This window comes from Nguyenibacter sp. L1 (assembly GCF_035199985.1).
GTDB lineage: Bacteria > Pseudomonadota > Alphaproteobacteria > Acetobacterales > Acetobacteraceae > Gluconacetobacter > Gluconacetobacter vanlangensis.
This window is the reverse complement of record NZ_CP127015.1, coordinates 1,372,501-1,391,983: the sequence shown is the minus strand read 5'-3', so window position 1 is coordinate 1,391,983 and position 19,483 is coordinate 1,372,501. Positions and strand designations below refer to the sequence as shown.

The 19,483-nt window shown below is 66.5% G+C and carries 23 protein-coding genes, 1 tRNA gene and 1 pseudogene (1 of these 25 cut by a window edge); 15 read left to right on the top strand and 10 right to left on the bottom strand.

All coding sequences use genetic code 11. The features are described from left to right. Window positions 1–13: 13 nt before the first annotated feature. The 6 genes from QN315_RS06275 to QN315_RS06250 form a co-directional block, all read right to left on the bottom strand. Entirely contained in the window at window positions 14–187 is a 174-nt protein-coding gene (locus QN315_RS06275; protein ID WP_176639701.1) for a hypothetical protein, read from the bottom strand. Window positions 188–599: 412 nt separating this feature from the next. Then, window positions 600–674 (bottom strand) — tRNA-Gln (locus QN315_RS06270). A 101-nt stretch (window positions 675–775) separates the two neighbouring features. Further along, a complete protein-coding gene (locus QN315_RS06265; protein ID WP_323993286.1) occupies window positions 776–1,444 on the bottom strand; it encodes a TetR family transcriptional regulator in 669 nt (222 codons plus the stop codon). A 133-nt stretch (window positions 1,445–1,577) separates the two neighbouring features. Then, on the bottom strand, window positions 1,578–2,408 hold the full coding sequence (gene proC / locus QN315_RS06260; RefSeq protein WP_408904593.1) for a pyrroline-5-carboxylate reductase: 831 nt from the start codon (window positions 2,406–2,408) through the stop codon (window positions 1,578–1,580). Further along, window positions 2,405–2,908, bottom strand: coding sequence for a YbjN domain-containing protein (locus tag QN315_RS06255; protein ID WP_176640443.1), 504 nt, complete (start codon window positions 2,906–2,908; stop codon window positions 2,405–2,407). Before QN315_RS06255 ends, proC begins: the two co-directional genes overlap by 4 nt. Window positions 2,909–3,108: 200 nt before the next feature. After that, window positions 3,109–3,432: an accessory factor UbiK family protein gene (locus QN315_RS06250; RefSeq protein ID WP_176640444.1), complete on the bottom strand. Its 324-nt coding sequence runs from the start codon at window positions 3,430–3,432 to the stop codon at window positions 3,109–3,111. Between the two features lie 176 nt (window positions 3,433–3,608). Here QN315_RS06250 and rfaD point away from each other — a divergent pair, with 176 nt between their 5' ends. The 14 genes and pseudogenes from rfaD (at window position 3,609) to QN315_RS06180 (ending at window position 15,787) form a co-directional block, all read left to right on the top strand. Next, entirely contained in the window at window positions 3,609–4,589 is a 981-nt protein-coding gene (gene rfaD, locus QN315_RS06245; RefSeq protein ID WP_323993283.1) for an ADP-glyceromanno-heptose 6-epimerase, read from the top strand. A gap of 76 nt (window positions 4,590–4,665) precedes the next feature. After that, the gene (gene lgt / locus QN315_RS06240; protein WP_323992182.1) at window positions 4,666–5,511 is read left to right on the top strand and encodes a prolipoprotein diacylglyceryl transferase; all 846 of its coding nucleotides are present in this window, start codon (window positions 4,666–4,668) and stop codon (window positions 5,509–5,511) included. Between the two features lie 32 nt (window positions 5,512–5,543). Next, window positions 5,544–6,545 carry an SAM-dependent methyltransferase gene (locus tag QN315_RS06235; protein WP_323993282.1) on the top strand — a complete coding sequence of 334 codons (1,002 nt, stop codon included), beginning with the start codon at window positions 5,544–5,546 and terminating at the stop codon, window positions 6,543–6,545. Window positions 6,546–6,579: 34 nt separating this feature from the next. Then, the gene (gene pgeF / locus QN315_RS06230) at window positions 6,580–7,383 is read left to right on the top strand and encodes a peptidoglycan editing factor PgeF (protein ID WP_323992180.1); all 804 of its coding nucleotides are present in this window, start codon (window positions 6,580–6,582) and stop codon (window positions 7,381–7,383) included. Then, window positions 7,380–8,354, top strand: coding sequence for a hypothetical protein (locus QN315_RS06225; RefSeq protein ID WP_323992178.1), 975 nt, complete (start codon window positions 7,380–7,382; stop codon window positions 8,352–8,354). Before pgeF ends, QN315_RS06225 begins: the two co-directional genes overlap by 4 nt. Window positions 8,355–8,484: 130 nt before the next feature. Then, complete coding sequence (locus QN315_RS06220) at window positions 8,485–9,465, top strand: ribose-phosphate pyrophosphokinase (protein ID WP_323992176.1); 981 nt, start codon at window positions 8,485–8,487, stop codon at window positions 9,463–9,465. Window positions 9,466–9,558: 93 nt separating this feature from the next. Further along, window positions 9,559–10,158 carry a histidine phosphatase family protein gene (locus QN315_RS06215; RefSeq protein ID WP_323992174.1) on the top strand — a complete coding sequence of 200 codons (600 nt, stop codon included), beginning with the start codon at window positions 9,559–9,561 and terminating at the stop codon, window positions 10,156–10,158. Between the two features lie 119 nt (window positions 10,159–10,277). Further along, complete coding sequence (locus QN315_RS06210; protein ID WP_323992173.1) at window positions 10,278–10,895, top strand: 50S ribosomal protein L25/general stress protein Ctc; 618 nt, start codon at window positions 10,278–10,280, stop codon at window positions 10,893–10,895. A gap of 142 nt (window positions 10,896–11,037) precedes the next feature. Then, on the top strand, window positions 11,038–11,616 hold the full coding sequence (gene pth, locus QN315_RS06205) for an aminoacyl-tRNA hydrolase (protein WP_176640113.1): 579 nt from the start codon (window positions 11,038–11,040) through the stop codon (window positions 11,614–11,616). Then, window positions 11,616–12,710 carry a redox-regulated ATPase YchF gene (gene ychF / locus QN315_RS06200; protein ID WP_323992171.1) on the top strand — a complete coding sequence of 365 codons (1,095 nt, stop codon included), beginning with the start codon at window positions 11,616–11,618 and terminating at the stop codon, window positions 12,708–12,710. Before pth ends, ychF begins: the two co-directional genes overlap by 1 nt. A gap of 126 nt (window positions 12,711–12,836) precedes the next feature. Then, window positions 12,837–14,096: a glutamate-5-semialdehyde dehydrogenase gene (locus tag QN315_RS06195; RefSeq protein ID WP_323993281.1), complete on the top strand. Its 1,260-nt coding sequence runs from the start codon at window positions 12,837–12,839 to the stop codon at window positions 14,094–14,096. A gap of 2 nt (window positions 14,097–14,098) precedes the next feature. Continuing rightward, window positions 14,099–14,686, top strand: a pseudogene (locus tag QN315_RS06190) (nicotinate-nucleotide adenylyltransferase); the annotation flags it as partial. Window positions 14,687–14,866: 180 nt separating this feature from the next. Beyond that, window positions 14,867–15,295: a ribosome silencing factor gene (gene rsfS, locus QN315_RS06185; RefSeq protein ID WP_323993280.1), complete on the top strand. Its 429-nt coding sequence runs from the start codon at window positions 14,867–14,869 to the stop codon at window positions 15,293–15,295. Window positions 15,296–15,331: 36 nt separating this feature from the next. After that, window positions 15,332–15,787 carry a 23S rRNA (pseudouridine(1915)-N(3))-methyltransferase RlmH gene (locus QN315_RS06180; protein WP_323992169.1) on the top strand — a complete coding sequence of 152 codons (456 nt, stop codon included), beginning with the start codon at window positions 15,332–15,334 and terminating at the stop codon, window positions 15,785–15,787. Between the two features lie 60 nt (window positions 15,788–15,847). Here the strand turns inward: QN315_RS06180 and QN315_RS06175 are convergent, their stop codons facing one another. From QN315_RS06175 to QN315_RS06160, 4 genes are all read right to left on the bottom strand, one after another. Then, entirely contained in the window at window positions 15,848–16,552 is a 705-nt protein-coding gene (locus tag QN315_RS06175) for a CHAP domain-containing protein (RefSeq protein ID WP_323992167.1), read from the bottom strand. A 312-nt stretch (window positions 16,553–16,864) separates the two neighbouring features. Continuing rightward, a complete protein-coding gene (locus QN315_RS06170; protein WP_323992164.1) occupies window positions 16,865–17,215 on the bottom strand; it encodes a RidA family protein in 351 nt (116 codons plus the stop codon). Window positions 17,216–17,301: 86 nt separating this feature from the next. Then, window positions 17,302–17,922: a nucleotidyltransferase family protein gene (locus QN315_RS06165; RefSeq protein ID WP_323992162.1), complete on the bottom strand. Its 621-nt coding sequence runs from the start codon at window positions 17,920–17,922 to the stop codon at window positions 17,302–17,304. Continuing rightward, window positions 17,919–18,992 (bottom strand): XdhC/CoxI family protein, encoded by a 1,074-nt coding sequence (locus QN315_RS06160; protein WP_323992161.1) that lies wholly within the window; start codon window positions 18,990–18,992, stop codon window positions 17,919–17,921. The genes QN315_RS06165 and QN315_RS06160 overlap by 4 nt, the downstream gene beginning before the upstream one ends. Before the next feature lie 149 nt (window positions 18,993–19,141). Between QN315_RS06160 and QN315_RS06155 the strand changes: the two genes are divergently transcribed. After that, a protein-coding gene (locus tag QN315_RS06155; RefSeq protein ID WP_323992159.1) for an MBL fold metallo-hydrolase crosses the window boundary here: on the top strand, window positions 19,142–19,483 show its 5' portion. Its footprint extends 333 nt past the window's final position; only the first 342 of its 675 coding nucleotides appear in the window; the start codon lies at window positions 19,142–19,144; its stop codon lies off the right edge, out of view.

Genomic DNA, 19,483 nt, shown 5'->3' with positions numbered 1-19,483 from the left:
GATACGCCAGAAATTAGCTGGCCGATGGTGGAAAATTGTTGACGGCGGCATAGAACATACCAAGGATATCTTGGCCGATAACCGCGACAAGGCCGACAATAACCAGAACGACCAGGATGGCGACAAGGCCATATTCCAGCATGACGGCACCGGTCCGGTCTCCAGAGAGGGAAAGCAGAATTTTCACGGCATGCCTTTCCGCACGGGCCGACAGATCATGCTTGGCCGATTGGTTTGCAAGAAATGGTTTCTGATCTCAAAAAATATACAACTGTTCTGTATTGGCTTTCTATGTCGACGATTGGACCAGAATTCTTCTAGTCCCCTTCTTTATGTCACGAAAAAATCAGCGATCAAGAATTATTTTTAAATCAACACCTCCAGTCGTTTCAGAGCCGGTATTTTTGCGTGGCGGCATGGGGTGCGATGCGGGGCCTGACGTAAAGAACTCAGTATTTGAAGGAGAAGCTTCAAAAATACGGGTTGAATGAAGAGTATCCTGGGCCAGGCAGAAAACCGTGATTGTATTCGCTGAAGTGGCCAAGCAGGCCGTCGCGACATTCCGGAGGACGCCCAGGAGCTATTCAGGTGAAATAGATTGGCTGGGGCGGGAGGATTCGAACCTCCGCATGGCGGAATCAAAATCCGCTGCCTTACCGCTTGGCTACGCCCCAATGGCCCGAACACCTTGGCTCCGTCCTTCTAATGGGTCGGGCGGGGTGGCGTAAAGGGGGCTTTTGCCTCCTTTTTCGGATGCTCCGCAGGCTGATGCCGGTCAGGGATAGTTTGGATGGGGTTCCAGCGGCAGATCGATGGACGGGTCGATCTCGCTGGAGTGAGTCGTCGCCGCTTCGGCAGTCGCGCTAGTGGCGGAGCGGCGGCGACCGTATTCCAGCAGATTGCCCAGCCGCGCGGCCCGATCCAGGGCCTGATCCAGGGCCGCCATGGTGCTGGACAGGTCTTCGCTGTCGTCGCGATCCCAGGCACGCAGCGTATAGGTCCAGACACCGACCAAGCCTTTGACCCGCAGGGTGCCGATCAGGCCCGTGACGTCCAGCCCGGCTGCACTCGCCATCCAACGCATGCTTTCGTAGGTCGCTGCTCCCAGCCCGGCTGCCAGCAACGGGTCGAAAGGAAGGGTGCGCAGCACGGCGCGCACCCCGGCGCGATATTGTTGCAGTACATCAAAACGGCGCATCAGCAGGTCGAACAATTTTTCGCGCACCGTGCCGGTGCTGCCGTCATCCACCAGGGCGGATTCGTCGGCCAGGCGGCCCAGTTTCAGCAGCAGGGCCGCCTTGACCGGGTAGCGCCGGCGGGCTTCGTCCAGCGGAATGCCGGCGTCGCGCGCCGCGTCGACGATCGTAAGGCGCCCCCATCCGGACAGGGCGGTGCGGTCCATGGCGGCGCGGAGCAGGGCATCGTCGAACTGGTCGTTATCCATGGTCTTCTGGAACATCTTCTGTTTTCGGCTTCGTCCGGCCGATCCGGACAGGTTGAATCGCCATTGCGGTTAAATTACGGCGGGGGCGGGCGCAAGTTCGCCGAGTGGCCGGGGTGCCGGCCATGCAATCCGTTCAGGACGCCAGTTCGCGGGCGCGACGGGACGCGGCGCGGATGGCACGGTCCAGCGTGGCCGGCCATGCATCGGGCGCCATCAGCACGGACAGCGCTTGCTGCGTCGTCCCGCCCGGACTGGTCACGCGGCGGCGCAGTTCCGCGGCGTCGACGCCCGTCCGCTCGATCAGCGCGCCGGCCCCCGAAACGGTGCGGCGGGCGATGCGGCGGGCGAGTTCCGGCGGCAGGCCCAGCGCTGTGCCTGTCTGTTCCATCAGTTCGGCAAGCAGGAAGACATAGGCCGGGCCGCTGCCCGAGATCGCGGTCACGGCGTCCATCTGCTCTTCCCGGGTGACCCAGGCCGTGTCGCCGATGGCCGAGAGTATGCGTTCGCACAAGGCGCGCTGGGCGTCGCTGGCCCCGGGCGGGGCATAGCAGACCGTCATGCCCTGCCCGATCGCCGAGGGCGTGTTGGGCATGGCCCGGATGACGACGGCATCCGGGCAGCTCGCATCGGCCAGCGCCGCCGTCAGCCCGCCGACCGTCTTGCCGGCCATGACCGACAGGATGGGCGCGTGGTGCGCGAACGGGGCCAGGGCGGGCAGCACCTCGGCAGCCTTCTGCGGCTTGGCGGCCAGGACGATCAGGGAAGGAACGAAATCCCGCGGAAGGTCGGCGGCATCCCGCACGACGCGATGCGGCGCAGGGATATCGTCGCGGTGCCGGTCGAGAACGACCGACGGAGCAAGTCCGTCGGCCAGCCAGCCGGCCAGCATCGCGCCGCCCATCTGTCCGCACCCGACCAGAAGCAGGGGGGGAATGGGAGTGGACGGCGAGGCCGGGCTGCTCACGCCTCGCCCGCGCAATCCAGCATCGCGGCCTCCAGCGCCTCCGCAGGGGTCTTGCCGCCCCACAGCACGAACTGGAAGGCGGGGTAGAAGCGCTCGCACTCGGTAATGGCGATATCGACCATGTCCTCGAGACTTTCCATCGATGCGCCGGGGGCGCCACGCAGTAGGACCGCGTGGCGGAACAGCGGCATGCCGCTCTCAAGATCCATGCCGAAATGGCCGATCCACAGTCGCTCATTGGCCAGGGCGACCAGTTCGAACAAGGCCCGGCGTTGCTGCGTTGGGACCTTCAGGTCAAATGTGCAGGTGAAATGCATCGCGCTGACTTCGCGCGACCAGGAAAAATATAGACCATAATCGCACCATTTTCCGGGGGCCTCGGCGGCCATTTCGGAATCGTTGCGGCGTTCGAACGCCCATTCATAGCCGCCGACGATCTGTTCCATGAGATCGAGCGGGTTGGAGTCCTGGGAGGGAGAGGAGGGCGTGAGAGCAGGCATATGGGACTCCCCTGAGCCGTGGAGGGAGGCCGGCGTCGCGCACCGGACCCCGGACGTCTGCGTAAGCGGGCCGCTGGCCGTTCCCGCCACGGGTGAGAACGCGGCCACATTTCAACCCTATGGGCGGTTCGGGCAGACTGGCAAGAGTCACGCGGACGCGGGCGTGCCGTCCTGCGGATTTTTTTGCGTTTCGTTCGGCTTCAGAACGGGTTGGCTGTCGGGTTCGTTTCGCCGGGCATGGAGGGCGGAAAGGGGGGCGTGCCGGGTTGAGCTTCAAGGGCCACGATTCGGGCCTCGAGCGCCGCGAGGCGGGCATCGGCCTCCTCCTGCGCCGAGCGTGCCCGGCCGGCCAATTCGCGCACCACCTCGAAATCTTCTCGTCGGACCAGGTTCAGCGTCGAAAGGACCTCGTCGACGCGGGCTCGAACGATGGCGCCGATTTCTTCCCGCAGTCCAGCCAGCGCCGAGAAGGCGCCGCCGGCAACGCCAGCGAGATCGTCGAAGATACGGGGCCTGTCGGGCATGGCGGAGCCTCCTGTTCCAGGGTGGGTGGTGGCCGGATTGGACAAAGCCGCCCGGCGGTGCATCTGGCAGCATATAGACATTCCGGCCCACGATGGCCATCCGGCAAACGGCGGGCCGGTGGCATGGGACGTCGCGGGTCTTCGATCGCGCAGCGAACTGCTCTATAGAGCAGGTCATGATCATCATCACCGGTGGAGCCGGGTTCATCGGCTCATGTCTGCATGCGGCGCTTCGGGCGCGGGGCGAGGAGACGGTCATCGTCGACTGGCTTGGTGCGGAAGGGAAATGGCGCAATATCGCGCGCCATGCCCCCGAGCGGCTGCTTGCGCCCGAGGCTCTGGACGATTTCCTGGTCGACCAGCCGGCCGTGACGGCTGTGTTCCATTTGGGCGCGATTAGCGAGACGACCGCGCGCGACGGAGACCTGATCTGGCGCACCAATATTGACCTGTCGGCGCGCTTATGGGCGTGGTGTGTGCGGCACGGTGCGCGCTTCATCTATGCGTCATCGGCTGCGACCTATGGCGCCGCCGACCGGTCGGAACTATTTTCCGACGATCCCGCAATGCTGGACTCCCTGCGGCCGCTGAACCTGTATGGCTGGTCAAAGCATGTATTTGATCGGCAGGTGATGGCGCGACTGGCCCGGGGCGAGGCCGCGCCGCCGCAATGGGCGGGGCTGAAATTCTTCAACGTCTTCGGCCCGAACGAATACCATAAGGGCAAGATGATCTCGGTCGTGAAGGTGAAATATGACGAGGTCAGTCAGGGCTTGCCGGCGCGGCTGTTCCGGTCAGATGTGCAGGGATTGGCGGATGGAGCGCAGGCGCGGGACTTCATCTGGGTCGGCGACGTGGTGGACGTGATGCTGTGGCTGCTGGACAACCCGCGGGTCAGCGGGCTGTTCAATTGCGGGACCGGGGTGGCGCGGACCTATCTGGACCTAGCCCATGCGGTGTGCGACGCCACGGGTGCGCCAAGGCAAGTGGAATTCATCGACATGCCCGCCAATTTGCGGGGACAGTACCAATCCTATACCTGCGCGGACATGACGCGCCTGCGGGCGGCGGGCTATGGACGGCCGTTCACGACGCTGGAAGACGGGGTCCGCCGGTACGTGCGGGATTACTTGGCCGCGCCCGACCCATATCTGTGACGCATCGTCCGGCCCGCTCGTCCCTGGCCGCCCCGACGCCATTTCGTAACGCCATTTCGTAGCAGAAAGACGCTGCATGCTGCCCGTCCTGATATTTCCGCAATTCGATCCGGTCATGGTGCATGTGGGGCCGCTGGCCATTCGCTGGTATGCCATGGCCTATATCACCGCGCTGCTGGTCGGCTGGCGGCTGGTGCGCCGCCTGGCGGGATTGTCGCCCCGTGCGGCGACCGCGCTGCAGGTCGACGATTTCCTGACCTGGGCGACGCTGGGTGTCGTGCTGGGGGGGCGGCTGGGCTATATCCTGTTCTACCAGCCATCGCTGTATCTCGCGCATCCGATGGCGGTGGTGGAAGTCTGGCGTGGGGGAATGTCCTTCCATGGCGGGGCGCTTGGCGTCGTGGTGGCGCTGGCGCTGTTTTCTTGGCGCAATAAACTGAGTTTTCTGGCGTTTTCCGACCGGGTGACGGTCGTCGTGCCGATCGGGCTGGGGCTGGGGCGCATCGCCAACTTCATCAACGGGGAATTGTGGGGGCGCCCGGCGCCGTCCGGCCTGCCCTGGGCGATGGTCTTTCCTCAGGCCGGCCCCCAGCCGCGGCATCCGTCCGAACTCTACGAGGCGCTGCTGGAAGGGCTGGTGCTGTTCGCGATGATGTGGGTGGTGTCGCGCCGGCAGGCGATCCGTGAGCGGCCGGGCTTCCTGTCCGGACTGTTCCTGTTCGGCTATGCCGTGGCGCGCAGCATCTGTGAATGTTTCCGCGAGCCGGATGCCTTTATCGGGTTTCTGCCGTTCGGCACCACCATGGGGCAGATCCTGTGCATTCCTATGGCGATTGCCGGCGCGGGGCTGATGCTGCAGGCGATGCGCCGGCCGCCGCGGACTCTGCTGATGCCGGTCGATACGGGCTCCGAACGCCCGTGAGCACGGATAAGCCCGAACGGCTGGATCGTTTCATGGCGCGGGCCAACGCGACCTATTATGCCGGGCGCGATCCGTTCGCCGATTTCGTTACCGCGCCCGAGATCTCGCAGATCTTCGGCGAGATCTTGGGGGCCTGGGTGGCCGTCACCTGGCAGGCGATGGGCCGCCCGGCGCTGTTCCGTCTGATCGAGGCCGGGCCGGGGCGCGGAACCCTGATGGCCGACATGCTGCGCCTGCTGGCAAGGGTGGCGCCCGATTGCCATCAGGCGGCGCGCGTGCATCTACTGGAGCAGTCGCCCCGCCTGCGCGCGGTGCAGCACGCGGCGCTGGCTGGGCGCGGGGCGTGGCCAGTCGCCTGGCACGCGCACCTTGCGGATGTGCCCGAGGGGCCGTCGATCCTGCTGGCCAACGAGTTCCTGGACGCATTGCCGATCCGCCAGTTCGTCCGGACCGCGGACGGATGGGACGAACGCTTTGTGCAGGGGGTCGGATTCGTGACCGTACCCGCCCATGACGTGCCCTGGGGGGCTGCGGCGGGCGAACTGTTCGGCCGGCCCGTGCCCCTGGGCGAGATCCTGGAATTTTGCCCCGAAGCGCTGGCGGTGGCGGAAAGCGTGGCGGCGCGGCTGTCGCATGCGCCGGGTGCCGGGCTGTTCATCGATTACGGCTATGACGGTGCGATCTGGGGCGACACGCTGCAGGCGCTGCGGGACGGCCAGCCCGCTTGGCCGCTGGCCGATCCGGGGCAGGCGGACCTGACCGCCCATGTCGATTTCGCGGCATTCGCCGCGGCGGCGCGCCAAGGGGGCGCGCTCTGCCATGGCAGTGTGACGCAGGGGGCTTTCCTGGCCGGGTTGGGGCTGTTCGCGCGGGCCGAGCAATTGGCACGCGGCCGCGCGGCCGCCGAGGCGCATGCCATTCGCGACGCCGCGCAGCGCTTGGCCGCGCCGGACAGGATGGGGCGCCTGTTCAAGGTGCTGGCCCTGACATCGCCCGGACTGCCGGCGCCACCGGGATTTCAGGCGCATGAATAAGGACAGGCAGGATCACGCCGGGAGATCGGGCCCGATGGGGACGGACGCGATTCCGCCCGAGGCCGTCCTGCGTCACGTCTTGCTGGGTGATGTACCGCACGGGTTCTTCACCCGGCTTGGGGGCGTATCGCAGGGCCCGTACGAAAGCCTGAACTGTTCCACCCGTTCGGGCGATACGCCCCAGGCGCTGGCCGAAAACCGCCGCCGGGTCGCAACCGTCATGGGGGTGCGTCCGGAATGCCTGCTGGGAGTGACCCAGGTGCATGGCGACGGCGTGGCGGTCGTGACCAGTCCATGGGAGGCTGGCGCCGCGCCGCAGGCCGACGCGCTGGTCACCGACCGGCCGGGGGTGGCGCTGGGGGTGATCACCGCCGATTGCGGACCGGTATTGTTCGCGGCCGAGGATGGCGGTGTGGTCGGCGCGGCCCATGCCGGCTGGCGCGGCGCGGTGGGGGGCGTGCTGGAGGCCACGCTGGCGGCGATGGCCCGGCTGGGGGCGCCAGCGGTGACGGTCCGGGCGGTCGTGGGACCCTGCATCGGGCAGCAGAGCTACGAGGTCGGGGCCGACATGCGCGCCCGGGCGCTGGCGGAGGACCCGGATGCCGAAGCTTTCTTTGCCGGTGGGCGGCGCGCGGAACATTACCAGTTCGACCTGGCCGGCTATTGCGTGGCACGGCTGCGGCGCGCCGGGATCGGCCGGGCAATAGCGCTTGGTGTGGATACGCTGGACGATACGCGGCGTTTCTTCAGTCATCGGCGGCGTACTTTGGCGGGTGGCGGGCCGATTGGGCATCAGATTTCGGCGATCGCCCGGGCCGGTGCTACAAGCGACGCATGATGCGTATCCCCGTTCTTCGCCATATGGCCGCGCTGGTGGCCATGGCCGGTGTCGGCCTGCTGTCCGGATGCCTAGACGTTCCGCATCCGTTTCGTGATCCGGGGCGCGAGGGGTGGTCGCTGGCAGGCAGTCCGCCGCCCGCGCGCCTAGCGGTGCCTGTGCCGCCTTCGGCCCTGTTGCCGCAGGCGGCGGCCCAGGCATGGAGCCGCGACGTGGCGGCCGCGCTGCTGGACCAGACGGTGCCGGCCATGGCGCAGCCCGCGCGCAAGGGGGACTGGTGGCTGCGCCTGGGGGCGGAGGCTCGGGGCCAGGACGTGGTGCCGACCTATAGCGTGATGATGCCCGATGGCCGGGTGCGCAGTGCCGAGGCCGGCGACCCCATACCGGCCACGATCTGGGCGGCCGGTGCCCCGGCGACGCTGCGTCGGGTGGCAGAGCAGGCAGCGCCCGGGATTGCCGCGGCCCTGACCGGGATCCAGGCGGCGCAGATGGCCCAGGATCCGCGTAGCCTGAAGCACCGAGCGGCACGGATCTATTTCGCCGGCGTGCATGGCGCGCCGGGCGATGGCGACATCGCGCTGGGCCAAGCCTTCGTACGCGCTCTGGGCGATGCCCAGAACGCCGTGCAGGCCTCGCCGCGCGATGCCGATTTCACCGTGTCCTGCGCCGTATCGGTTTCCGACGCGCCGCCGGGCGCATCCGGGCAGAAGCAGCAGCATATGCAACTGGTCTGGCGGGTGGTGGATCAGGCGGGCAAGGAAGCCGGGGCGGCGACGCAATTGCACGATATCGACGCCCACGCGCTGGACGGCCATTGGGGCGAGGTGGCCATGGTCGCGGCGCAGGAGGCGGCCGGCGGGGTGCGGCAGGTGGTTTCGCGCTATTCGGGGCGGAACAACGTGCCGCTGCCGATGCCCGCCGGTGGAGCCGCGAACGGCTCGGGCACGCCTGTAGCGAATTTGCAACAATGAGCCTGCTGTCGCGCGGGCGGAAACGTTCGGCGTGCAGGACCGTTGCGGCAGACGGATGACAGGGGCGGGCGCGGTTGCTAATACCCGCGCCGCCAGCCCATGAGACCGCCCCGGGGGAGAGCGTCGCCAGATGAAGATCGTCGCCTGTAACAGCAACCTGCCCCTTGCCGAGAAGGTGGCGGCGGAGTTGCGGATGCCCCTGTGCAACGTTTCGGTTCGGCGTTTCGCGGACATGGAGGTCTTCGTCGAGATTCACGAGAATGTCCGGGGTGAAGACATCTTCGTCATCCAGAGCACGTGCTCACCGACCAACGACAACCTGATGGAACTGCTGATCATGCTTGACGCCCTGCGTCGTGCATCGGCCCGTCGGGTCACGGCGGTGGTGCCTTATTTCGGCTACGCGCGGCAGGATCGTAAATCCGGCTCGCGCACGCCCATCAGCGCGAAGTTGGTCGCCAATCTGCTGGTCGAAGCGGGGGCAAACCGCATCCTGACTATGGACCTGCATGCCATGCAGATCCAGGGCTTCTTCGACATTCCGGTGGACAATCTGTATGCCGCGCCGCTGTTCACGCGCGACATCAAGGGGCGGATCGATCCCGGATCGCTGCCTTATGCCGTGCCACCGCTGGAGATCCCGGGTGGGTTCCAGAACTTGATGATCGTCTCGCCCGACGTGGGCGGCGTGGTGCGGGCGCGGCAGCTGGCCCAGCGCCTGAACGTGGACCTGGCGATCATCGACAAACGGCGCGAGCGCGCCGGCGTCTCCGAGGTGATGAACGTAATCGGCGACGTGCGGGGGCGGTACTGCATCCTGGTCGATGACATCGTCGATAGCGGCGGGTCGCTGTGCAACGCCGCAGTGGCGCTGGTCAAGGAGGGGGCTGTTGCGGTCGAGGCATATGTGACGCACGGGGTCCTGACTGGCAGCGCGGTGCCGCGCATCGCCCAGTCGCCGATCCGCATGTTGACGCTGACCGATAGCATCGCCGCGACCGAGGTCGTGGAGCAGGCCGTGAACATCCGTCAGATCAGCACCGCGAACCTGCTATCGCGCGCCATGCGCGCCGTGGCGGACGAAAGTTCCGTCTCCTCGCTGTTCGACTGAGTGGCGGTTCCGCTGGACGGCCAAGGCGGGCGGATTGACCCAGGCCGAACATGGACCTATCGGGGAGTAGCGAGCCGAGAGGAGCCGCCCCTCATGACCGAGTTGATTGCCCGCCCGTACTGGTACCTGCGCCATGGCGAGACGGACTGGAACGCTGCCGGGCTTTCACAGGGACGGTCGGACATTCCGCTGAACACGCGCGGGATCGCTCAGGCCGAGGATGCCGGCGCGCTGCTATCGCGCGAGGAGGCACGTTATGCCAAGGTGGCGCGCATCGTCTCGTCGCCACTGATCCGCGCATTGCGTACGGCTGAGATCGTCGCCCAGGCGATGGCCACGTCGCGCGCGGCTCCGCTGTCGGTTGCGGTCGATGAAGGGCTGCAGGAAGTCTGTTTCGGTGAGCAGGAAGGCCAGCCGATGGGCGACTGGTACGATAGCTGGATCGCCGGCGCGTACACGCCGAAGGGTGCCGAGCCCTTTGTCACGCTGCGCGCCCGGGCCGTGGCGGCGGTGAACCGTGCGTTGGACGGCGAAGGCCCGGTGCTGATCGTCTGCCATGGCGCGATGTTCCGTGCCCTGCGCGCGGCGATGAACCTGCCGGCCAATGTGCGCCTGCCCAACGCCACGCCGCTGTGGGTGACGCCGTCCGATGCAGCCGGCAAGGCTCCGTGGGGTCTGGACAAGCTGGGCTGAGCCCGCGTTGCGGCTGGGCCCGTGCCTGAAAGATTTGCGTCGGCGCGCATTTTCCGTTACACGCCGCGCTCGCGCAGGCACCCCTGGAGGCCTGCGCGCTTGGTTTTCAGGAGCGTAAAGTGACCCAATTCACGAAACTCGAGGCTTCTTCGCGCGCGAAGGCTGGTAAGGGGGCAGCGCGTGCGACGAGGCGTGACGGTCAGGTCCCGGCCGTCATTTATGGTGCGAAGCAGGAAGCCGTTCTGATCGCGCTCGACCCCCGCCTGGTGATGCGCGAGATGCACAAGGCCGGCTGGCGTTCGCGTGTATACGACGTCACCGTCGATGGCACGTCGACTCATGCGCTGATGCGCGAGATCCAGCTCCATCCGGTCAGCGATCAGCCGATCCATGTGGATTTCCAGCGCCTGGCGGCCGGCGAGCGCGTGCATGTCGAAGTGCAGATCGTCTTCACCGGCGAAGACAAGGCCCCCGGCATCAAGCGCGGCGGCGTGCTGAACATCGTCCGCCACACGGTGGATGTCAGCGTCGATCCGGCGAATATTCCGTCGTCCTTCACGGTGGACCTGTCGCAACTGGACATCCACGGCAACGTGCGCTGGGACGACCTGCAGGGTACCGAGAACGCCACGCCGGTCCTGCAGATCCCGAACTTCGTGATCGCCACCATCGCGGCGCCGAGCGTCGACGAGGCGGCGGAACCGGCCGCCGCGACGGCGACCCCGGCGAAGAAATAATCGCCGGCCGGACGGCCATGGAGCAAATCGTGATGAAGGTGGAAACGCCTCATCACGTGAAGATGCTCTGTAAAGCAGCAACGTGGAGCGTGCCGTGATCGGCCGGTCCCGCCACGGCACGCTTTAAGACAGGGAATACGGCATGCTGCTCTGGACCGGGCTCGGAAATCCTGAGCCGGGAATGAGCCGGCACCGGCACAATGTCGGTTTCATGGCCGTCGATCGGATCGCGTCCCGCCATGGCTTTGCGCCATGGCGGAAGCGTTTCCGTGGCGAGGTGGCCGAAGGGCGGGTGGGCGCGCATAGGATGCTGCTGCTCAAGCCCATGACCTACATGAACCTTTCGGGTGAAAGCGTTCAGCAGGCCGCCGCGTTCTACAAGATTCCAGTCGAAGCCATCACCGCTTTCCATGACGAGCTGGACCTGCCGCCCGGACGGGTGCGGGTGAAGCGCGGCGGTGGGGCGGCGGGGCATAACGGTCTGCGTTCGATGGATCGGATGCTGGGCAGTCCGGACTACTGGCGGGTTCGCATCGGTATCGGCCATCCCGGCGCGAAGGAGCGCGTGACAGGGCATGTGCTGGGCGACTTTTCGAAAAGCGATCAGGACTGGCTGGAGCGGATGCTCGACGCCATGTCCGATGCGGCGCCCATCCTGGCGGACGGGCAGCCGGAACTGTTCATGACTAAACTGGCGTTGCTGACCGGGGAGAATGGCTGATGGGGTTCAATTGCGGCATTGTGGGTCTGCCGAATGTCGGCAAGTCGACCCTGTTCAACGCTCTGACCGCGACGGCCACGGCCCAGGCGGCGAATTATCCGTTCTGCACCATCGAGCCGAACGTGGGGCGGGTCGCCGTCCCCGATCCGCGCCTGGAGGCGCTGGCCGCCATCGGCAAGTCGCAGAAGATCCTGCCGACCAGCCTGGAATTCGTTGATATAGCCGGTCTGGTGCGAGGCGCATCGCGCGGCGAGGGACTGGGCAACCAGTTCCTGGCGAATATCCGCGAGGTCGATGCGATCATCCACGTGCTGCGCTGTTTCGAGGATGACGACATCACCCATGTCGAGGGTGGGATCGACCCGATTCGCGACGCTGAGATTATCGAGACCGAACTGATGCTGGCCGACCTGGATTCGCTGGAAAAGCGGATCGTCGCCCTGCAAAAGAAGGCCAAGGGCAATGATCGCGAGGCCGCGGCGCAGGTGGCGCTGATGGAGCCGCTGATCGCGGTGCTGCGCGAGGGGCGTCCCGCCCGCCAGGCGATCCCCGCCGGGCAGGAAGAGGCGGTGCGCCGGCTGCAGTTGATGACCACCAAGCCCGTTCTGTATGTCTGCAACGTCGAGGAAGCCTCGGCTGCGACCGGCAATGCCTGGTCCGAGCGCGTCCAGGCCCGCGCCGAAGCCGAGGGCGCCGCGGCCGTGGTGGTTTCTGCCGCGATCGAGGCCGAAGTCAGCCAGTTGGGCCCCGAGGACCGCAAGGAGTTCCTGGAAGGGCTGGGCCTGGCCGATAGTGGTCTGGATCGGGTGATCGCGGCGGGGTACCGTCTGCTGGGGCTGCGGACCTATTTTACCGTCGGGCCGAAGGAAACCCGTGCCTGGACGATCACCGCCGGCACCCGTGCGCCGCAGGCCGCCGCTGTGATCCATAATGATTTCGAGCGCGGCTTCATTGCCTGCGAGACCATAGCCTATGCCGACTATGTTCAATATCACGGCGAGGCTGGGGCGAAGGAAGCGGGCAAGCTGCGGATCGAAGGGCGTGACTATGTCGTGCAGGATGGCGACGTCCTCCTCTTCCGCTTCAATGTCTGAGAGCCTGCCGGTCGGTCGTGATCCGGCTTGCGTCCTGGCGTGCAAGGTTCGACAATGCGCGTCGGATCGCGGCCGGATCGGCCGCGCGGAGCAGGGAGCCCGATCATGAACGCAGTCACGCCCGTCATGGACCAGCAGGACCAGTGGGTCCCGGCCATGCCGGGCCTGGCCGCGCGGGCACGTGACGCGGCGCGGGCGCTGGCGCGCAGTACCACCGATGCGCGCAACGCCGCACTGCGCCATGCGGCACGGGCCTTGCGCGACCGGCAGGACGAGATCCTGGCGGTGAATGCGCGCGACCTGGCGCATTCCACCACGACGGCGGCATTTCGCGACCGGCTGACCCTGACGCCGGCACGAATCGAGGCGATGGCGGTCGGGCTGGAGGACGTAGCGGTGCTGCCCGATCCGGTCGGGCGGGTGCTGGCGGAATGGACGCGGCCCAACGGGTTGCGTTTCCGCCGTATCGCGACGCCGGTCGGGGTGATCGGCATGATCTATGAAAGCCGGCCGAATGTCGGCGCGGACGCGGCGGGCCTGTGCATCAAATCGGGCAATGCGGTCGTCCTGCGCGGTGGATCCGAGAGTTTGCACAGCGCGCGGGCGATTCACGCGGCGATGGTGGCCGGCCTGCGGGCGGTGGAGTTGCCCGAAGCATCGGTGCAGATCGCACCGGATGCCGATCGGCGCCATGTGGCCGACATGCTGGCCGCATCCGGGCAGATCGACCTGATCATCCCGCGTGGCGGCAAGTCTCTGGTCGAGCGCGTGCAGCGCGAGGCGCGGGTACCGGTCCTGTCGCATGCCGAGGGGCTTTGCCACACCTATGTCCACGCGGCGGCCGATCCGGATATGGCACGGGGATTGGTGGTGAATGCCAAGATGCGGCGCACCGGAATCTGCGGGGCGACGGAGACGCTGCTGATTGACGCGGCAGTGGCGCCGTCGCTCTTGCCCGTCATCGTCGCCGATCTGGCTGCACGGGGCTGTGCCTTCCGGGCCGACGCTCGCGCGCGGGCGATCGTGCCCGGTCTGCCGGCGGCGAGCGTCGCCGATTTCGCCACCGAATGGCTGGATGCCGTGCTGTCGATCGCGGTAGTGGACGGGGTGGACGACGCCCTGGCGCATATCGTCCGCCATGGCAGCGCGCATACCGAAGCCATCGTGACCGAGGATGCCGAGGCGGCGGCCCGGTTCCTGAACGGTACCGATAGTGCCGTGGTGATGTGGAATGCGTCGACCCAGTTCTGTGACGGGGGCGAGTTCGGGTTCGGGGCCGAGATCGGTATCGCCACCGGGCGCCTGCATGCCCGCGGACCCGTCGGCCTGGAGCAGTTGACGACCTATCGCTACGAGGTCATCGGCACGGGGCAGCAGCGGCCCTGACAATGGTGTCGATTCCCGCGTGGGGCGACGGGCGACGGGCTCGAATCGGCCTGTTGGGCGGCTCGTTCAATCCGGTGCATGAGGGCCATCTGCGCCTGGCACGGCGGGCGCTGCGGCATTTGCGTCTGGACCAGGTTTGGCTGATGGTTTCGCCGGGGAATCCGCTGAAACCGGTCGAAGGGATGGCGCCGTTCGCCGAGCGCCTGGCGAAGGTGGCGGCACGGGTGGATGGGCGGCGCGTCGTCGCGACCGATATCGAGCAGCGGATGGGGACGCGCTATACCGTCGATACGGTTTCGTTGTTGCGGCGGCGTTTTCCCCATGTCGCGTTCATATGGCTGATGGGGGCGGACGGGCTTGCGCAATTGCCGCGCTGGCACGCGTGGCGGGGCATCGTCGCGCAGGTGCCGTTCGCGGTGCTGCCGCGGCCGCCCTACAACACCGCGGCGCTGCGGGGGCAGGCGGCGCTGGCCCTGGCCCGCTGGCGCCGACCGGGGCGGCAGGCGACGATCCTGGCGGATTGCGTGCCTTGTGCTTGGGCCTTTCTTCCGGCCCCCCAGATCGGTATATCAGCAACGGAATTGCGGGCATTGGACCGGGGTTGTGCGTTATCATCGGCCGAACCGCCTGCGCCTCATGCATCAGGAGAGACGGTCATCGCCAGGAAGCCTCCGGCCGATACGGGCACCACTCGTCGCACGGCAACCAAGAAGACGTCCGGCACAGCCGGCAGAAGCGCCTCCGGCGGTACGCATGCGGTTGCCGGCGCGGTGAAGGCCCCGGGCACGCCGCGCAAGAAGGCGGCGGTCGCCGGGCCGGCCAAGGCGGTGAAGCGCGAGCCGGCGGAAACCAGCCTGCTGGAGAAATACCTGTCCATCATCACCGAGAGCATCGCTGACGACAAGGGCGAGGACATCGTGGTGCTGGACCTGACCGGTCGGGCGGCGTTCGCCGACCGGATGGTGATCGCGACCGGACTCGCGGACCGCCAGATCGCGGCCATGGCCGCGCATATCGAACGCAAGCTCGGCGATGCCGGCTTGAAGCGAGTGCTGATCGAAGGCGCCAGCGGGTCGGACTGGGTGCTGATCGACGCCGGCGATATCGTCGTTCATCTGTTCAAGGCCGAGGCTCGGGCCATGTACGGGCTAGAGCGCATGTGGGGCGCCGAACTGGACGTGCCGCCGGCCGAGGGATAAGGCCCGGTCGCACATTCTGTTTCAGGCGAGGACGGAATGCGGTTGATTGCTGTCGGGCGCATGAAGGATCGTGTTGAGCACGATCTGTTCCAGCGTTATGCCGCGCGGCTGACGCCGCGGCTGGGTCTGGTGGAAATTGCCGAGGGCCGGGGGGCGGCGGTCGAGATCAAGCGGCGCGAGGCGCAGGGGCTGCTTTCGGCCTTGCCGGAGCGGGCGTTCGCGGTCGCGCTGGATGAAGGCGGGCGAACCCATGACAGCATGGCTTTCGCGCGCCTCGTCGAACGTTGGATGGGCTTGGCGCGGCCGCTCTGCTTCGTGATCGGCGGGGCAGAGGGACTGGATGGCAGCGTGCTCGCGCGCGCGGATGACACGCTCTCCCTGGGGCCGATGACCTGGCCGCATATGCTGGTGCGGGGATTGCTGGCCGAACAGCTTTATCGCGCGCGGGCGATTGCGTCCGGTCATCCGTACCACCGGGCGGGACGGCCCTGACCGGTTCTGTCCCGGGCCGGGGATTTGGAAATGGCGCCTTTTTGCCCCAAGCGATGAATATCAGCGGATGGAGCGATTCGGCGCGTCGTCGCGGAAGGCGTGGCCATAGGTCATGACCGGCAGGCTTTCCGGCGCCTCGGCCACTTCGGTCGACGCCATCGGGCGGCGAAGATCGCTGGGCGCGTCGTTGCGCGTATGCGGCACGGCACGTTCGCTGCTGGCCATCATGACGTGACCGGTCGTGTCCGGACGCGCATAGATGAAGCCATAGGTCGGATAGATGCTGCCATAGGCGCCGTTATGGCCTAACGCCACACGCACGGCCGTCCAGTCATTGTTGGGCGACACGTCGATGACCGACACATGGCGGCTGATGCCGCGCTGGGCCCAGTGGGATTGGTCGATGGTGATGGTTCGGCTGTCGACAATGTCGGTCACGACTGCGACGTGTCCCAGCGGCATGCGGCGATTGGCGCGGAAGTTCAGGATGCTGCCGGATTCGGGAGCAGAGCCGCGGGCATAGACCCCGGCGGCGTTGTACCACCAATTGGCCGCATTACCGTGCAAGGCGACGTCGGAATCGGCCTTGGCGAAAGCCACGCACTGAATCACATGGCCGCCGTCGTGCCGATGATAGACCACATGATGCATGATGCTGCGATGCGCATGGTGCGCCCGGGCATCCGCCTTGGGAGAGAGGGTCAAACCGAGGGAAGCGGCCGCCAGTGATAAAAGGAAAGAACGTCCCAAACCGCCTGCCCGCATCCCGAAGAATCCCACCTGCCAAGTCACTGCGCAACGAGGCGTAGCAAGGCGGTTGCAACCCTGACAAGACGTCGCCGCATTTCTGGGAGGAGACTGGTCAAATTTTATTAAAATTCACCAGCCAGTCGAAATAATCAGGAATATATTCCTTGATCTCTGATCCAGATTCCAGTTTTTGAATGAAAAATTTTGGTTCCCACGAAAAAGCCGGCCAGGAAGCCCTGGCCGGCCTTCAAATATCCGGGAATCGCAATCCGTTGCCGAAATGCGACAGATGGAATCGCGATGAAAGCGTGTCCTCCGCCGTTCTTACTACTTCGTGCAGACGATCATGATTTCGACCAGGATCTCGGGGGCGGCCATTACTGCCTGGACACATGCGCGGGCAGGCGCGCCATCCTTGGGCAGCCAGGCCGACCATACGCCGTTCATCGCGTCACGATCTTTGATGTCCTTCAGCCAGATCTGCGCCTGCAGCAGGCGCGTCTTGTCGGTGCCGTGCTGCTCCAGGGCCTCGTCGATCTGCTCCAGCACGTCATGTGTCTGGGCGACGATGTCGGCCGTCAGGTCGCGGGCGACGAAGCCCTGGGTGAACAGGAAGCCGTGATATTCGACGACCTTCGACAGGATCGCGTTCGGTTCGGTGCGGATGATCTTGCTCATGGGCCAGTTCCTCGTGATGCGACCGCGGCGGGTCGCGTGCTCCTCTTGTCCGATACCGGGATGGCGTCGGTCAACTCGAGGAGGGATTAGGATCGGGCAAAATCATCCAGTTGCTCGGCCGTGTCGAAATCTTGATGGATCGACGGATCAGCGTCGAGTGTCCTTACGCGCGTGCCCAGGGCGCGGATCAGTCCCCGCGCGCCCTGGTCACCTCGCAGGGCTATCAGTTCCGGGATCATGGCGCGATCCCATAGCGCCGGATGGCCATGCTGCCCGCCATGGACAGGGACGATGGCCGGGGCGGCGGCTTCGTGGTGACAGGCGATCAGGCGGGCGACCAAGTCGGGTTTCAGCCCTGGCATGTCGCCCAGGCAGATCAGGACGCCGGATGGCCGGTGGCGTGCCGCCTCTCTCACGCCGGCGCGCAGGCTCGCCGACAGGCCATCGGCGTGATCGGCGGCGAGACAGGTCGTCACGTCCTGCTCATACGGGGCGTGTGCGGCGATGACCGTCCGAAGATCGTCCGCGCGATGGCCCAGGACGACGATGATCGGCCAGGCCGGACTGGTGCATAGGGCCCGTAGCGTGCGGACGACCATTGGAACGCTCGCCCGATCGGACGCCAGCAATTTATGACGCGCACCGGTGCGCGTGGACCGGCCGGCGGCCAGAAGGATTGCGGCGACGGATTTGGGTCGGGTGGTCACGTCCAGCCGCGCTGATGGGCAAGTGGGGCATCGTGCCGCACGGCCACGATCTCGGCCAGGATCGACAGGGCGATCTCCGGTGCGCCGGTGGCGCCGATCGCCAGTCCGACAGGGCCGCGGATGCGGGCGGTCCGATCGGTATCGAAACCGTCTTCGCGCAGGCGCATCAGCCGGGAAGCCTGGGTTTTGCGCGATCCCAGCGCGCCGATATAGAAGGCCGGGCTGTTCAGCGCGACGCGCAGGCTGGGGTCGTCGAGCTTTGCGTCATGGGTCAGGGTGACGATAGCGGTGTGGCTGTCGATGTCGATGCGCTCAAGGGCCTCGTCGGGCCAATCGACCTGCAGCGTGATCCCGGGGAAGCGTTCCGGGGTGGCAAGCTGGGCGCGCGGATCGATCACCGTAACGTCGAATCCAGCCGCCGCGGCCAGCGGTGCCAGAACCTGGGCAATATGCACCGCGCCGACGATCAGCAGGCGGTGGGGAGGGGTCAGCAGGTGCAGGAACCAGAGTCGTCCCTCCGCATCCCGCTGCCGCTGGCTTCGGCCGTTGCGAAAAACGGATTCTAGGCTCGGCCGCAAAATGTCGGGCGGCGGCGCGCCCGCGACAACGTGCAGTCGATCGGTCGTCTTTTCGATCAGCACATGCTGCCTGTCGGGCAGGTTGGTCGCCAGGATAACCGCGCGCCGGGCACGCCGCAGGGCGGCAGCCCGCCGCGCCAGATCGAGCGGCAATGAGCCGGCCGGTCCGATCGACTCGACCAGGATATCAAGCTCCCCGCCGCAGGCCAGACCAACGGCCCAGGCCTGCTCGGACGTCACGCCATAGGTCAGTAATTCGGTGCCTCCGTGCGCCATGGCCGTGGCGGCCGCATCCACCACGGCGGCCTCGACACAACCGCCGCTAACGGATCCTTCGATCCGTCCGGTGGCGCTGACGGCCATCATGCTGCCGGGCGGGCGCGGCGAACTGCCCCAGGTGGCCACGACGATCGCCAGGGCGGCCTGCTCGCCGGCTTCGGTCCAGGCAATTGCCAAATCCAGTGGGTCGAAGGGCAAGGGGTGCGGCGTCATGGGTAGCACTCTATCAGCTTGAATATAGACAGGCCATAAGGCGCGGATGGGCGGCCTTGCTCGTCCGTGTCTCGGGGCGTACAGAGCGGAGCGGGCATCCATCATGTCCGAATTCCATACCTGGCCGCACGGTCGGCAAGGAGGCCCCAGTGTCGTTTTCCTCGGATCTGGACGGGTTGGATCTGCTGGTCGTGCCAGTGACCGCGTTCGAGCAGAATTGCGCGGTCCTGTGGGATCCGGCCAGCCGCCATGCCGTCGTGGTCGATCCCGGTGGCGACGTACCACGCGTGATGCGTGAGCTGGAGGCACGCGATCTGACGCTGGATGCGATCCTGCTGACTCACGGCCATCTGGACCATGCGGGGGGTGGAGATGCGCTGCGCACCGCGGCGTCGCGGCGGCAGGGAGCGATGGTGCCGGTCATCGGGCCGGATGCGCGCGACGCGTTCCTGCTGTCCGGCATCGCGGCGCAGGCCGCGCATTTCGGGCTG